At 66.6% G+C, this 13,048-nt stretch carries 11 protein-coding genes; 6 read left to right on the plus strand and 5 right to left on the minus strand.

Going from position 1 to position 13,048, the window contains the following annotated elements; all coding sequences use genetic code 11:
* Positions 1–87: 87 nt before the first annotated feature.
* From HNQ66_RS11755 to puuE, 3 genes are read right to left on the minus strand one after another with little or no spacing between them, the layout of a single operon-like run.
* Positions 88–573 (minus strand): ureidoglycolate lyase, encoded by a 486-nt coding sequence (locus HNQ66_RS11755; RefSeq protein ID WP_184144339.1) that lies wholly within the window; start codon positions 571–573, stop codon positions 88–90.
* Positions 570–1,586 (minus strand): allantoicase, encoded by a 1,017-nt coding sequence (gene alc, locus HNQ66_RS11760; RefSeq protein ID WP_184144341.1) that lies wholly within the window; start codon positions 1,584–1,586, stop codon positions 570–572. Before alc ends, HNQ66_RS11755 begins: the two co-directional genes overlap by 4 nt.
* Positions 1,587–1,596: 10 nt before the next feature.
* On the minus strand, positions 1,597–3,015 hold the full coding sequence (gene puuE / locus HNQ66_RS11765; RefSeq protein ID WP_184144343.1) for an allantoinase PuuE: 1,419 nt from the start codon (positions 3,013–3,015) through the stop codon (positions 1,597–1,599).
* Positions 3,016–3,176: 161 nt separating this feature from the next.
* On the opposite strand from puuE, the gene uraH reads away from it, so the two are divergent.
* Genes uraH through xdhC form a run of 4 tightly spaced genes read left to right on the plus strand, consistent with a single transcriptional unit; the run spans position 3,177 to position 8,241 of the window.
* A complete protein-coding gene (uraH, locus tag HNQ66_RS11770; protein WP_184144345.1) occupies positions 3,177–3,542 on the plus strand; it encodes a hydroxyisourate hydrolase in 366 nt (121 codons plus the stop codon).
* 3 nt (positions 3,543–3,545) lie between these two features.
* On the plus strand, positions 3,546–5,030 hold the full coding sequence (gene xdhA, locus HNQ66_RS11775) for a xanthine dehydrogenase small subunit (RefSeq protein ID WP_184144347.1): 1,485 nt from the start codon (positions 3,546–3,548) through the stop codon (positions 5,028–5,030).
* Positions 5,031–5,033: 3 nt separating this feature from the next.
* Positions 5,034–7,388: a xanthine dehydrogenase molybdopterin binding subunit gene (gene xdhB / locus HNQ66_RS11780; protein ID WP_184144348.1), complete on the plus strand. Its 2,355-nt coding sequence runs from the start codon at positions 5,034–5,036 to the stop codon at positions 7,386–7,388.
* Positions 7,389–7,392: 4 nt separating this feature from the next.
* Positions 7,393–8,241 carry a xanthine dehydrogenase accessory protein XdhC gene (gene xdhC, locus HNQ66_RS11785; RefSeq protein ID WP_184144349.1) on the plus strand — a complete coding sequence of 283 codons (849 nt, stop codon included), beginning with the start codon at positions 7,393–7,395 and terminating at the stop codon, positions 8,239–8,241.
* Here xdhC and HNQ66_RS11790 read toward each other — a convergent pair.
* Complete coding sequence (locus tag HNQ66_RS11790) at positions 8,231–9,193, minus strand: LysR family transcriptional regulator (protein ID WP_184144350.1); 963 nt, start codon at positions 9,191–9,193, stop codon at positions 8,231–8,233. The genes xdhC and HNQ66_RS11790 overlap by 11 nt on opposite strands.
* Positions 9,194–9,336: 143 nt before the next feature.
* On the opposite strand from HNQ66_RS11790, the gene HNQ66_RS11795 reads away from it, so the two are divergent.
* Together HNQ66_RS11795 and guaD are read left to right on the plus strand one after the other, a co-directional pair.
* The gene (locus HNQ66_RS11795; protein WP_184144351.1) at positions 9,337–10,575 is read left to right on the plus strand and encodes a urate hydroxylase PuuD; all 1,239 of its coding nucleotides are present in this window, start codon (positions 9,337–9,339) and stop codon (positions 10,573–10,575) included.
* Positions 10,572–11,903, plus strand: coding sequence for a guanine deaminase (gene guaD, locus HNQ66_RS11800; RefSeq protein WP_184144352.1), 1,332 nt, complete (start codon positions 10,572–10,574; stop codon positions 11,901–11,903). Before HNQ66_RS11795 ends, guaD begins: the two co-directional genes overlap by 4 nt.
* Positions 11,904–12,107: 204 nt before the next feature.
* Here guaD and bhcR read toward each other — a convergent pair whose 3' ends face one another.
* Positions 12,108–12,935 (minus strand): HTH-type transcriptional regulator BhcR, encoded by an 828-nt coding sequence (gene bhcR / locus HNQ66_RS11805; protein WP_184144353.1) that lies wholly within the window; start codon positions 12,933–12,935, stop codon positions 12,108–12,110.
* Positions 12,936–13,048: the final 113 nt, after the last annotated feature.

Here is a 13,048-nt window from a genome sequence, read left to right on the forward strand (position 1 = left end):
CGCCTCAGGCGCGGCCCTTTCCTTGTCGGGTAACAAAAAGCCGGCCCGTGGAGGCGGGCCGGCAAAATCCGCTGTCCCGGTGGCGGATCAGCGGATCAGGAAGCTTTCCGGGTAGAAGTGCTCTTCCAGGTTCACGCCCTCGCCGCCGCGGTCGACCACGGCGAAATCCGACACCGCGTCGAGCGGCGTCAGGATGCCGTGCCAGACGTTGCGGGCGATATTGACGCCCTGGCCGGGCGCGGTGCGGAAGGCGATCGGCTCGGAAGGACCGCTCTCCGTCTCCTCGGCGACGACGACGAGGAACGTGCTGTCGCCGAGCGGAATGAAGGCCTGGCTGCCGAGCGGATGGCGTTCCACCATGTTCAGCTCCAGCGGCAGCGGATAGGGTTCGCCGCGCAGGAGGCTGATCATCGGCCGGGCCTTCTCGCCGGTCGTCTCGATATAGGCAAGGTCGTGGTAGCGCGTGCATTTTCCCGCATTGATCGGGAAATTCACCGCGCCCTCCTGCTCGATGACCTGGCCGAAGGGCGCGAAGGCCTCCCGGGTCAGGGGCTTGATCTCGATTGTCTTCATGTCTTTCCTCCCTCGGCCAGCCGGCCAAAAACACGCAGACGGCTGATGCCGCCGTCCGGATGGATGTTCAGGCGGACATGCGTCACCGCATCCGCCCTTTTCACGAGATGGCCGTCGAACGTGTGGATACGGTCGGCGGCCAGTTTCTGCTCGGGCAGGATCTCCTGCCAGAACATCGACGCGGCGGTGACAAGGGTGGGGAGGTCCCCTGTCGTGCCCGTCAGGTCGGCGGCCTGCACGGAGCAGGCATCCGGGTAGTTGCCCTTGAAATGGGCGGTATCGACGACGATGCTCTCCACCGTCGCCCGTGCGGCAAGCCTCACCACGATCCATTCGTGGCCCGGCTCGCGGCGGCGGCTGGTCTCCCAGCCGTCGCCCATATTGATGCCGCGGCCGGGGGCGAGCAAGCGCTGGTGGCCGTAATGTCCGTTCGAAAGCGCGATCACCTGCCCGCCGCTGAGCGCCGAGGCAAGGTCGAAGGCCTCGTTCTCGCGGCCCTTCCGGTCGAGTGCGGGCACGCCGTAGACGCGCAGCCGCGCCACCCCGCCATCGGGAAAGATCCGCAGCCGCACATGGCTGTAGAGCCCGTCCGCGGCGCAGTCGAAGAAATGCTGGGCGCTCGGGCCGAGCGGGCTCGGCGACAGCAGCTCCGTCCAGACGGTCGCATCGTCCGGCCCGTCCGGTGCATGGCAGCCCTCGATGGCGCAGGCCGTCGGGTAATTGCCGGTGAAGAAGGCCGTGTCCACGTCGAAGCCGCGGATATGGCCGATTGTCGCCAGCGCGACGACCGCGTGGTCGTGGCCGGGGCCGCGCCGCCGGCGCGTCTCCCAGCCGTCCATCCATTTGCCGTGCTCGTCGTAGCGTCCGGGATGGAAGACGGCGGGTTCGTCCGCCAGCATGCGCGACAGCGGCCCGAAGAACTCGTCCGTCGCAAAAAGGCCCCTTGCCCCGAGGCTCGCCGCGGCAAGGTTGATCGTTCCGCGCGCGAAGGCGGGCAGCGCTCCGGCCGACATGGCGCCGTCCTCAGTCCGGCAGGATGGCCTTGAGCCGGAGAAGCGCGATGCGCTCCACCTGCCGGCAGGCGGTTGCAAGCTCGGTTTCCCGGTCGTTGCCGATACGCGTCTCGAAGGCGGCAAGGATGCTCGCCTTTGTGTTGTCCCGCACGGCGATGATGAAGGGGAAGCCGAATTTCTCCACGTAGCGGCCGTTGAGGTCGGTGAAGTGCGTGCGCTCCTCGTCCGTCAGCGCGTCGAGCCCGGCGGAGGCCTGCTCTTCCGTCGAGCTTGCCGTCAGGCGCTTGGCCGCGGCGAGCTTTCCGGCAAGGTCCGGGTGGGCGACGAGCACGCCGAGGCGCTCCTCGTCGCTCGCCGCGCGGAACTGGAAGGTGAGCGCGGCGGCAAGGCCGGTCGCCGTGTCGTTGGCCGGCGAAAGCTCGTCGGCGAAGGCGCGGCGCGCGATCCAGTCGGAATGCTCGAAGATGCCGCCGAAACGCTCCACGAAGGCGTCTTCCGGCATCTGCGAGGGCCGCTCGGCGGCGGGCTGCGGCGGATGCGTCTTCGCCCAGTGCTCGGCGATGTCGACGCGGCGCGCGATCCAGACCTTCTCGTGGCTCTTGACGTAGTCGATGAAGCGGGCGAGCGCCATGACGCGGCCCGGCCGGCCGATCAGGCGGCAATGCAGGCCGATGCTCATCATCTTCGGGCTGCCCTTGGCGCCCTCCGCATAGAGCGCATCGAACGAGTCCTTCAGGTAGCTGAAGAACTGGTCGCCGCTGTTGAAGCCCTGGGGCGTGGCAAAACGCATGTCGTTGGCGTCGAGCGTATAGGGGATGATGAGCTGCTGCCTGCCGGCGTGCTCGTACCAGTAGGGCAGGTCGTCGGAATAGGTGTCGGAGATGTAGTCGAAGCCGCCCGCCTCCGTCACGAGATCGACGGTGTTGACGGAACAGCGGCCCGTATACCAGCCGCGCGGCCGCTCGCCGGTGACGAGCGTGTGCAGGCGGATCGCCTCGGCGATGGCTGCGCGCTCCTCTTCCGGCGGCATGTCCTTGTGCTCGACCCATTTGAGGCCGTGCGAGGCGATCTCCCAGCCGGCGGCCTGCATGGCGGCGACCTGCGCCGGCGAGCGCCTGAGCGCGGTCGCAACGCCGTAGACCGTGACCGGCACGGCCTTTTCCGTCAGCAGCCGGTGGAGGCGCCAGAAGCCGGCGCGTGCGCCGTATTCGTAGATCGATTCCATGTTCCAGTGGCGCTGGCCCGGCCATTGGGCGGCGCCGACGATCTCGGACAGGAAGGCCTCGGATGCCGCGTCGCCATGCAGCACGCAGTTCTCCCCGCCCTCCTCGTAGTTCAGCACGAACTGCACGGCGATGCGCGCATCGCCCGGCCACTTCGCTGCGGGCGGCGTCTGACCGTATCCGTACATGTCGCGGCAATATCGCATGGAACGCTCCTCCAAACGTTTTTCGGCAGCAATGTCTAACCCGAAAACGGTGCGTTCCATTCCCTACGGAAATTTTGAAAGTCTCGAACGATCATGCCGCTTTTCAGGGGAAAGGGCCTGATGGATAGTGGAGTGAGGAGCGCTATGCTCGGGAGGAAAACATGCAGTCTCATTCGCAAGGAGCCGGCCGGCTCACGACCCATGTGCTGGACACCGCGCGCGGCAAGCCCGCCGAGGGCCTGCGCATCGACCTTTACCGCGTCGAGGGCGACACGTTCCACCACATCAAGACCACGCAGACGAACGACGACGGGCGCTGCGATGCCCCGTTGCTCTCGGGCGAGACGATGAAGGCCGGGAACTACGAACTGCGCTTCCATGCCGGCGACTATCTCGGCAGGACGGGCGACGGCCCGATGTTCCTCGACATCATCCCGATCCGCTTCGGCCTTGCCGACGAGGGCGCGCATTACCATGTTCCCTTGCTGGTATCGCCCTTCAGCTATTCCACCTACCGCGGGAGTTAAGCCATGGCGGCCGTCTCGATCCGCTCGCAATTGCGTTTCATCCTCAATGGCCGCGACGTCGCGCTGAGCGACGTTGCGCCCGACCAGACGCTGCTCGACTGGCTGCGCCTTTCCCGCTCGCTCAAGGGCACCAAGGAAGGCTGCGCGGAAGGCGACTGCGGCGCCTGCACGGTGCTGGTCGGCCGGCTGACGCCCTCGGGCGGCCTCGTCTATGAGGGCGTCAACGCCTGCATCCGCTTCCTCGGCTCGCTCGACGGCTGTCATGTGGTGACGGTCGAGCATCTGGCCGGCAGCGAGGAGAAGCTCCATCCCGTCCAGCAGGCCCTGGTGGACTATCACGGCTCGCAATGCGGTTTCTGCACGCCGGGCTTCGTCATGTCGCTCTATGCGCTGTGGATGGAGAACCCGACGCCGAGCGACCAGGACATCGAGACCGCGCTGCAGGGCAATCTCTGTCGCTGCACCGGCTACGAGCCGATCCTGCGCGCCGCCCGCGCCATCTCCGGCTATGCCGGCACGGACAAGGATCCGCTCATCGCCGAGCGCGCGGACATGATCGCCCGCCTTGCGGCGCTGCGCGACGGCGCCCGCGTCGAGATCGGCGAGGGGAAGAACCGCTTCGTCGTGCCGGCGAGCCTCGACGATTTCGCCGCCGTGCTGGAGGCAAGCCCGACGGCCACGGTCGTCGCCGGCTCCACCGACGTCGGCCTCTGGGTGACGAAGCAGATGCGCGACATCTCCCCGGTGGTCTTCATCGCCGGGCTCGACGAGCTGAAAACCCTTGCGGTGAAGGACGGCATGATCACCATCGGCGCCGGCGTCACCTATACAGAGGCGCTCGAGACCCTTTCGCAGCATATCCCGGCGCTCGGCCCGCTGATCACCCGCATCGGCGGCCAGCAGGTGCGCAACATGGGCACGATCGGCGGCAATATCGCCAACGGCTCGCCCATCGGCGATACGCCCCCGGCGCTGATTGCGCTGGGCTCGACGCTCACCTTGCGCAAGGGGGCCGAAAGGCGCACCATTTCGCTTGAGGATTTCTTCATCGCCTACGGCAAGCAGGACCGCCAGCCCGGCGAATTCGTCGAGGCCGTGCATGTGCCGGTGCCGGCGGCCTCGGAAAAGTTCGCCGTCTACAAGGTGACCAAGCGGCGTGACGAGGACATCACGGCAACGCTCGGCGCCTTCCGCCTGTCGCTTGCCGCCGACGGCACGGTCGCCGCGATCACGATCGCCTATGGCGGCATGGCGGCGACGCCCAAGCGCGCCTCCGCCGTCGAGAAGGCGCTCATCGGCCAGCCCTGGAACGAGGCGACGGTGGAAGCGGCCATGGAGAAATACGCCGAGGACTATGCGCCGCTCACCGACATGCGCGCGACGGCCGAATACCGGGCGCTGGTGGCGCGGAACCTTCTCCTCAGGTTCTATATGGAAACGACATCCGGCGGTGCGCCCGTGCAGGTGTCCAGATACGAGGCTGCGTAAGCCATGAACAAGCACACACCCGACCTCAAGGCCGAAAAGATCGCCGGCGGCGTCCATTCCAGCGCACGCCATGACTCCGCCCACAAGCATGTCGCCGGAACGGCCGTCTATATCGACGACATCACCGAGCCGGCGGGCACGCTGCATGCGGGCCTCGGCCTCTCCACCGTCGCCCACGGCATCCTGAAATCCGTCGATCTTTCGGCGGTGCGCGCCGCCCCCGGCGTCGTCGCCGTGCTGACGCACGAGGACGTGCCGGGCGTCAACGACATCTCGCCCTCCGGCATGGACGACGATCCGGTGCTTGCCGACGGCAAGGTCGAGTTCCACGGCCAGCCGATCTTCTGCGTCATCGCCGAGACCCGCGAGGAGGCCCGCCGGGCCGCGCGGCTCGCGAAGATCGAATACGAGGAGCTGCCGGCCGAGATCGACATCTGGGACCTCGACGTCGAGACCCATCGCCAGGTGGTGACCCCACTGACGCTGAAGCGCGGCGATGCGGCCTCCGCCCTTGCAAGTGCCCCGCGGCGCGTGAAGGGCCGCATGCGGCTCGGCGGGCAGGACCATTTCTATCTCGAAGGGCAGATCTCGCTTGCCGTTCCCGGCGAGGACGACGACGTGATCGTCTATTGCTCGACCCAGGGGCCGAGCGAGACGCAGCACATGATCGCCCATGCGCTCGGCGTGGCGAGCCATTCCGTCACCGTGGAAGTGCGCCGCATGGGCGGCGGCTTCGGCGGCAAGGAGACCCAGGCCAACCAGTGCGCCGCCATCGCGGCCATCGCCGCCCGCAAGCTGAAGCGTGCCGTCAAGATCCGGCTCGACCGCGACGAGGACATGGTCGCGACCGGCAAGCGGCACGATTTCGCCATCGACTACGAAGTCGGCTTCGACGACGAGGGCCATATCCTCGCGGTCGACTATACCTTCGCGCTGCGCGCCGGCTTTTCGGCGGACCTCTCCGGCCCGGTCGGCGACCGCGCGCTGTTTCACTGCGACAACGCCTATTTCTACCCGCATGTGCATGCGAAATCCGCGCCGCTCTACACCAACACGGTGTCGAACACGGCCTTCCGCGGCTTCGGCGGCCCGCAGGGCATGGTCGGCGCCGAGCGCGTCATCGACGAGGTGGCCTTCGCCGTCGGCAAGGACCCGCTCGAGATCCGCAAGCTGAACTTCTACGATCCGATGGGTGTCGAGGGCGGCCGCAACCTCACCCCCTACCATCAGAAGGTCGAGGATTGCATCATCCAGCGCATCGTCGCCGAGCTGGAAGAAAGCGCGGACTATGCCGGCCGCCGCAAGGCGATCGCCGAGTTCAACGCGAAGAGCCGCTTCGTCAAGCACGGCATCGCGCTGACGCCGGTGAAATTCGGCATTTCCTTCACCAAGACGGAATCCAACCAGGCCGGCGCGCTGGTGCATGTCTACACGGACGGCTCCGTCCACATGAACCACGGCGGCACGGAAATGGGCCAGGGCCTGCACCTCAAGGTGGCGCAGGTCGTGGCGGAGGAATTCCAGATCGACCTCGACCGGGTGAAGATCACCGCGACGACGACGAGCAAGGTGCCGAACACCTCGCCGACGGCGGCCTCCTCCGGCGCCGACCTCAACGGCATGGCCGCGCAGAACGCCGCGCGCCAGATCAAGGACCGGCTGATCGATTTCGCCGCCGAAAGCCATCAGGTGCCGCGCGACCAGGTGGTCTTCCTGCCGAACCGGGTGCGCATCGGCAATGCCGAGATTTCCTTCAACGAACTGGTCAAGCAGGCCTATATGGCGCGCGTCCAGCTCTCGGCGGCCGGCTTCTACAAGACGCCGAAGATCCATTGGGACCGCTCGAAGGGCCGCGGCCACGCCTTCTACTACTATGCCTACGGCGCAGCCTGCTCGGAGGTCTCCGTCGACACCCTGACCGGCGAATATGTCGTCGAGCGCACCGATATCCTGCACGATACCGGCCGCTCGCTGAACAAGATCATCGATATCGGCCAGATCGAGGGCGGCTTCATCCAGGGCATGGGCTGGCTGACGACGGAGGAGCTGTGGTGGGACGGCAAGGGGCGGCTTCGCACCCATGCGCCCTCCACCTACAAGATCCCGCTCGCCTCGGACCGGCCGAAGGTCTTCAACGTGGCGCTCACCGACTGGTCGGAAGCCTACGAGCCGACGGTCCACCGCTCCAAGGCGGTCGGCGAGCCGCCGCTGCCGCTCGGCCTTGCCGTGCTGCACGCCCTTTCGGATGCGGTGGCGAGCGTCGCGGACCACACGGTCTGCCCGCGCCTCGATGCCCCCGCCACGCCCGAGTGCGTGCTGATGGCCATCGAACGCCTCAAGGCGGCGAAAAAGGGGTGAGGAAATGCCTGCCGCGCGCGAAGACATCCGGGATTTCCTGCGCCGCGAGCCGGCGGCGATCCTGGTCGAAGTAACGGGCGCGGCGGGCTCCACGCCGCGCGACACGGATGCCTGGATGCTGGTCTCGCAGCGGGCGATCTTCGCGACGATCGGCGGCGGGCAACTGGAATACATGGCGATCGACCACGCCCGGCGCGCGCTGCGCTCGGGCCTCGACGCCGCGCCGATGGACGTGCCGCTCGGCCCGGAAATCGGCCAGTGCTGCGGCGGGCGTGTCGGCCTTTCCTTCACGCCGCTCAATCCGGAGCTTGCGGGCGACCTCATCGCCCGCAGCGACAGGGAAATGGCCGCGCGCCCGCATGTCTACGTCTTCGGGGCCGGCCATGTCGGCGATGCGCTCGCCATGGCGCTCTCGCTCGCGCCGCTGCGCGTCGTGCTGGTGGATACCCGTGAGGACGAATTGATGGCCTCCACCGTGCCGCGCGTCGAGACCTGCCTGACGGCGATGCCGGAGGCGGTGGTGCGCGATGCCCCGCCCGGCAGCAGCTTCGTCGTCCTCACCCACGACCACGCGCTCGATTTCCTGATCGCCGCCGAGGCGCTGCGGCGCACGGATGCCGCCTATGTCGGCATGATCGGCTCGAAGACGAAGCGCGCCACCTTCCGCAACTGGCTGACGCGCGAGATCGGCCGGCCGGAGCTTTTCGACAGCCTCGTCTGCCCCATCGGCGGCACGGCGGTGAAGGACAAGCGCCCTGCGGTCATCGCGGCGCTGGCCGCGGCCGAGATCACGACCGCCGCGCTCCTGTGGGCCGGCGCGAAGGCCGGCGCCGCCCCGGCGGTCAGCCGCTGACGGCTTCCGCTTCGGCTTCGGCCTCACCCTCGGGCTCTTCCCCGAGAAGGCGGCCGATCAGCCGCTGACATCGCTCCGCCATGAACTCGATCATCAGGCGCACCTTCGGGTCCTGGAAGCGCTTGTGCGGATAGATCGCGGCGAGCTGCACGGAAGCGGGCGGGCAATCCTTCAAGATCTCCACGAGCCGGCCTTCGGAAAGGTGCGACTTCACCTCGAAGAGCGGCTTGTTGATGATGCCGCGGCCTTCGAGCGCCCATTGGGTGAGGACGTCCCCGTCGTCGCTGTCATAGGGGCCGGCGACCTCGAACTTGCGCGCGCCTTCCGGCGTCACCAGCGTCCAGAAATATTCCTTCGAGCCCGGATAGCGCAGCAGCAGGCAATCGTGCTTGTCGGCGATCAGCGCGTCGGCATTAACGGGCGTGCCGCGCCGGGCGAGGTATTCGGGCGAGGCGCAGAGCACGCGCTCGCAATTGAGGATGCCGCGCATGCGAAGGTTCGAATCCTCCAGGACGCCAAGCTTGAAGGCGACGTCGACGCCTTCGGCGAGGATATCGACATTGTGGTCCGACAGGCGCACGCGCACCTCGATATCGGGATACTTGTCGTGGAACTCGGGAATGCCCGAGGCGATGAGGCGCCGGCCGATGCCGAGCGGCGCGGTGATCCTCAGCGACCCCTTCGGATTGCGCGAGAGGTCGGCGATGGCGGCCTCGGCCTCGTTCACCGCCTCGATGATCTTCACCGCGCCCTCGTAGAAGACACGGCCGTGCTCGGTGGGCGAGAGCTTGCGCGTCGTGCGGTTGAAGAGACGTACGCCGAGATGGCGTTCCAGTTCCTTGATGCGATTGCTGGCGACCGCCGGGGTCACGCGCTGGTCGCGCCCCGCCGCCGAAAGAGTACCGAGTTCGACCACGCGAACGAAGACGCGTACATTATCGAGATAGGACATGCGCTCTTTCTAGCATATTGGCAGAATGAGCAAAGTAGGCGGCCATCTTTTAGTTTTTTTTGAAAGTGTTGGGGATTCGCCGGGATTTCCGGGAAAATCAGTTGATGGCAAACAAATAGACGAAAATCGGGAGGAGGTCCCCCATGTATGAATACGCCATTGCCTGGGATTGGGTAATGTTCGCCGTCCGCTGGCTGCACGTCATCACAGCCATCGCCTGGATCGGCTCGTCCTTTTACTTCGTCGCCCTCGACCTGGGCCTGAAGAAGCATCCCGACCTGCCGCCGGGCGCATATGGCGAGGAATGGCAGGTCCACGGCGGCGGCTTCTACCACATCCAGAAATACCTGGTGGCGCCGGCCCACATGCCCGAGCACCTCGTCTGGTTCAAATGGGAGAGCTACGCCACCTGGCTTTCGGGCTTCGGCATGCTCTGTCTCGTCTATTACGCGGGCGCCGACCTCTTCCTGATCGATCCGAACGTCCTCGACGTCTCCAAGCCGGTGGCCATCGCCATCTCGCTGGCCTCGCTCGGCTTCGGCTGGATCATGTACGACCTCATCTGCAAGTCGCCCTTCGGCAACGACAACACGCGGCTGATGGTGGCGCTCTACTTCATCCTGGTCGTCGTCGCCTGGGGCTATACGCAGGTCTTCACCGGCCGCGCAGCCTTCCTGCATCTCGGCGCCTTCACCGCGACGATCATGTCGGCCAACGTGTTCTTCATCATCATGCCGAACCAGCGCGTGGTCGTCGCCGACCTCATCGCCGGCCGCAAGCCCGATCCGAAGTACGGCCGCATCGCCAAGCAGCGTTCCACGCACAACAACTACCTGACGCTGCCCGTCCTGTTCCTGATGCTGTCGAACCACTATCCGCTGGCCTTCGGCACCCAGTACAACTGGATCATCGCCTCGCTGGTCTTCCTGATGGGCGTGACGATCCGCCACTACTTCAACACCCGCCACGCCAATACGGGCAATCCGACCTGGACCTGGCTTGCGACCGCGCTGCTCTTCGTCGCCATCATGTGGCTCTCCACGGTGCCGAAGGTGCTGTCGGGCGAGCCCTCCGACAAGGTCTCGGCCGTCGCCCAGCCCTTCGTCACGGCGGAAGCCTTCCCGCAGGTGCGCGACACCATCCTCGGCCGCTGCTCCATGTGCCATGCCAAGGAGCCCGGCTGGGAAGGCATCATCTCGCCGCCCAAGGGCGTGATGCTGGAAACGGACGGCGAGATCGCCGCCCATGCCCGCGAGATCTACCTGCAGGCCGGCCGCTCGCACGCCATGCCGCCCGCCAACGTCACGGCGATCTCCGACGAGGAGCGCCGCCTGATCGTCGCCTGGTACGAAAGCGCGGTGAACGGAGAGAAGACGCAATGAGCGAGCTTCTGATCCGCGGGCGGGTGCTGACCTTCGTCGCCGAGCCGCAGGGCATCGACGACACGGCCGCCTGGCGCTACTTCGAGGACGGCGCCGTCTTCGTGCGCGGCGGCAAGGTCGTCGCCACGGGCGATTATGCTGAGGTTCGCGGGCGCGCCGGCGCGGATGTCGCGGTCGCCGACCACAGGCCGAACCTCGTCCTGCCGGGCCTCATCGACACGCACCTGCACTTCCCGCAGACCCAGGCCATCGCCTCCTACGGCGCACAGCTTCTCGAATGGCTGAACACCTATATCTTCGTCGAGGAGCAGAAGTTCTGCGACACCGGCCATGCCGCCGCCGTCGCCGACCGCTTCATGGACGAGCTCATCTCGAACGGCACGACCACCGCCGTCGCCTATTGCTCGGTGCATCCCGAAAGCGTGGACGCCTATTTCACCGCGGCCGAAGCCCGCGGCATGGGCATGATCGGCGGCAAGGTCATGATGGACCGCAATGCGCCGGACGCGCTGCGCGACACGCCGCAACAGGGCTATGATGAGACGAAGGCGCTGATCGCCAAGTGGCACGGCCGCGGCCGAGCGCGCTACGCCATCAGCCCGCGCTTCGCCATCACCTCGACGCCGGAGCAGCTGGAGATGAGCCAGGCGCTCGTCGCCGAGAATCCCACCTGTTACGTCCAGACCCATCTTTCGGAGAACAAGGACGAGATCGCCTTTGCGACCTCGCTCTATCCGGAGGCGAAGGACTATACCGACATCTACGCCCGCTACGGGCTCCTGAACGAGCGCATGCTGCTCGGCCACTGCATCCATCTCAGCGACCGGGAAATCGCGGTGCTCGCCGAGACGCGCAGCGTCGGCGTCTTCTGCCCGACCTCCAACCTCTTCCTCGGCTCGGGCCTCTTCGACCGCGACCGCTTCGACAAGGCCGGCGCCCGCTGGTCGGTCGCCACCGATGTCGGCGCCGGCACCAGCTTCTCCATGCTGGAGACGATGGACGAGGCCTACAAGGTGCTGCACCTTCGCGGCCAGAAGCTGACGCCCTTCAACTCCTTCTACCGCATGACGCTGGGCAATGCCCGCGCGCTCGGCCTGGAAGACCAGATCGGCTCGCTCCATGCCGGGGCGAACGCGGACATCGTCGTACTCGATTCCTCCGCCAAGCCGGCGATGGAATACCGCATGCGCACGGCGACCTCGCTGGCCCAGGAACTGTTCATCCTGCAGACCATGGGCGACGACCGCTGCGTGGCCGAGGTCTATGTCGCCGGCAAGGCGATGAAGGCGAAGGCGAGCGCAAAGGCGCGCGTGCCGGAAACGGCTTGAGGAATTCGGCGCGGCGGGCGCATATTTGCCCGCCGGTGCGCCATTCCTATTACCCCCTCCGTTTTTTTCTCATCTTCTCCGTCGTCGTCCTCGGGCTTGACCCGAGGATCCACTCCACACGCTGAGGGCGTGCCAAATGGATGGATCCTCGGGTCAAGCCCGAGGATGACGGAAGAGAGGAGGGGGGTCTTGACCGGCTGCGCCTTACGCTTGCCGCACCCGCCCGCCCATCGCCTTCGTCACGCCTTCCGCCGCCGCCCGTATCACCGGGCCGAAGGCCTCGACCTTCTCGTCGGGCAGGCGCACGGCCGGGCCGGAGACCGAGATTCCTGCGACCGCTTCCCCGTATTCGTCGAAGATCGGCGCTGCGACGCAGCGCATGCCGAGCGTGTGCTCCTCGTCGTCGATGGACCAGCCGCGCGTGCGGATCCTCGCGATATCCTCCAGCAGCGTCGGCACCGTGTCGCGCGTCTTGTCGGTGAAGTGCTGCAGCGTGCGGCCGGCAAGCAGCGCCTCGATGCGGCTGTCCTGCCAGGTCGAGAGGATCGCCTTGCCGATGCCCGAGGCATGGATCGGCCCGCGCCGGCCGGGGCGGAAGAAGGCGCGCATCGGCGCATGGCTCTCCACCTGCGAGATGAACACCACGTCGCCGCTGTCCTCGATGGCGATATTGGCGGTCTCGCCGCAACCCTCCATCAACTGTTTCAGGAAGGGCCGGCTGATCGTGCCGAGCTTGCGGAAGCGAAGGTAGGCGGTGCCGATCTCGAAGGCCTTCACGCCGATGATCCAGGCGCCGGTCTCCCCGTCGTGGCTCACCATGCCGTGCTGGGAAAGCGAGGTCAGCAGGCGGTGCACGGTGGAGGGCGCCATGCCGGACTGGTCGGCAAGATCGGTCAGCGCCGCCCCGTCCGCCTGCGCCACCAGCTCGAGGAGCTTCAGGCTGCGGTCCAGCACCTGCACGGAGGAGGGCGCGGCGTTTTCCGCCGGCTTGCGGCCGGGCCGTCCCCGCGTCTTTTCCTGATGCTCCGCCATGATGCTTCCTCCCTCGTCGCCGCATCATCCCATAGCCCGCCTCGGCGGATTGTTCCAGATTCGTTGAAAATGTTTATTTCCATATGGTGGGATTGATTTCCATTTTATGATTG

It is taken from the genome of Shinella fusca (assembly GCF_014203155.1).
Classification (GTDB): domain Bacteria; phylum Pseudomonadota; class Alphaproteobacteria; order Rhizobiales; family Rhizobiaceae; genus Shinella; species Shinella fusca.

Coding starts and splice junctions, on each gene's coding strand:
- xdhA (WP_184144347.1), top strand. CDS start 3,546: ATGGCGGCCGTCTCGATCCGCTCGCAATTGCGTTTCATCCTCAATGGC.
- puuE (WP_184144343.1), bottom strand. CDS start 3,015: ATGCGATATTGCCGCGACATGTACGGATACGGTCAGACGCCGCCCGCA.
- xdhC (WP_184144349.1), top strand. CDS start 7,393: ATGCCTGCCGCGCGCGAAGACATCCGGGATTTCCTGCGCCGCGAGCCG.
- HNQ66_RS11755 (WP_184144339.1), bottom strand. CDS start 573: ATGAAGACAATCGAGATCAAGCCCCTGACCCGGGAGGCCTTCGCGCCC.
- uraH (WP_184144345.1), top strand. CDS start 3,177: ATGCAGTCTCATTCGCAAGGAGCCGGCCGGCTCACGACCCATGTGCTG.
- HNQ66_RS11790 (WP_184144350.1), bottom strand. CDS start 9,193: ATGTCCTATCTCGATAATGTACGCGTCTTCGTTCGCGTGGTCGAACTC.
- HNQ66_RS11795 (WP_184144351.1), top strand. CDS start 9,337: ATGTATGAATACGCCATTGCCTGGGATTGGGTAATGTTCGCCGTCCGC.
- guaD (WP_184144352.1), top strand. CDS start 10,572: ATGAGCGAGCTTCTGATCCGCGGGCGGGTGCTGACCTTCGTCGCCGAG.
- bhcR (WP_184144353.1), bottom strand. CDS start 12,935: ATGGCGGAGCATCAGGAAAAGACGCGGGGACGGCCCGGCCGCAAGCCG.
- alc (WP_184144341.1), bottom strand. CDS start 1,586: ATGTCGGCCGGAGCGCTGCCCGCCTTCGCGCGCGGAACGATCAACCTT.
- xdhB (WP_184144348.1), top strand. CDS start 5,034: ATGAACAAGCACACACCCGACCTCAAGGCCGAAAAGATCGCCGGCGGC.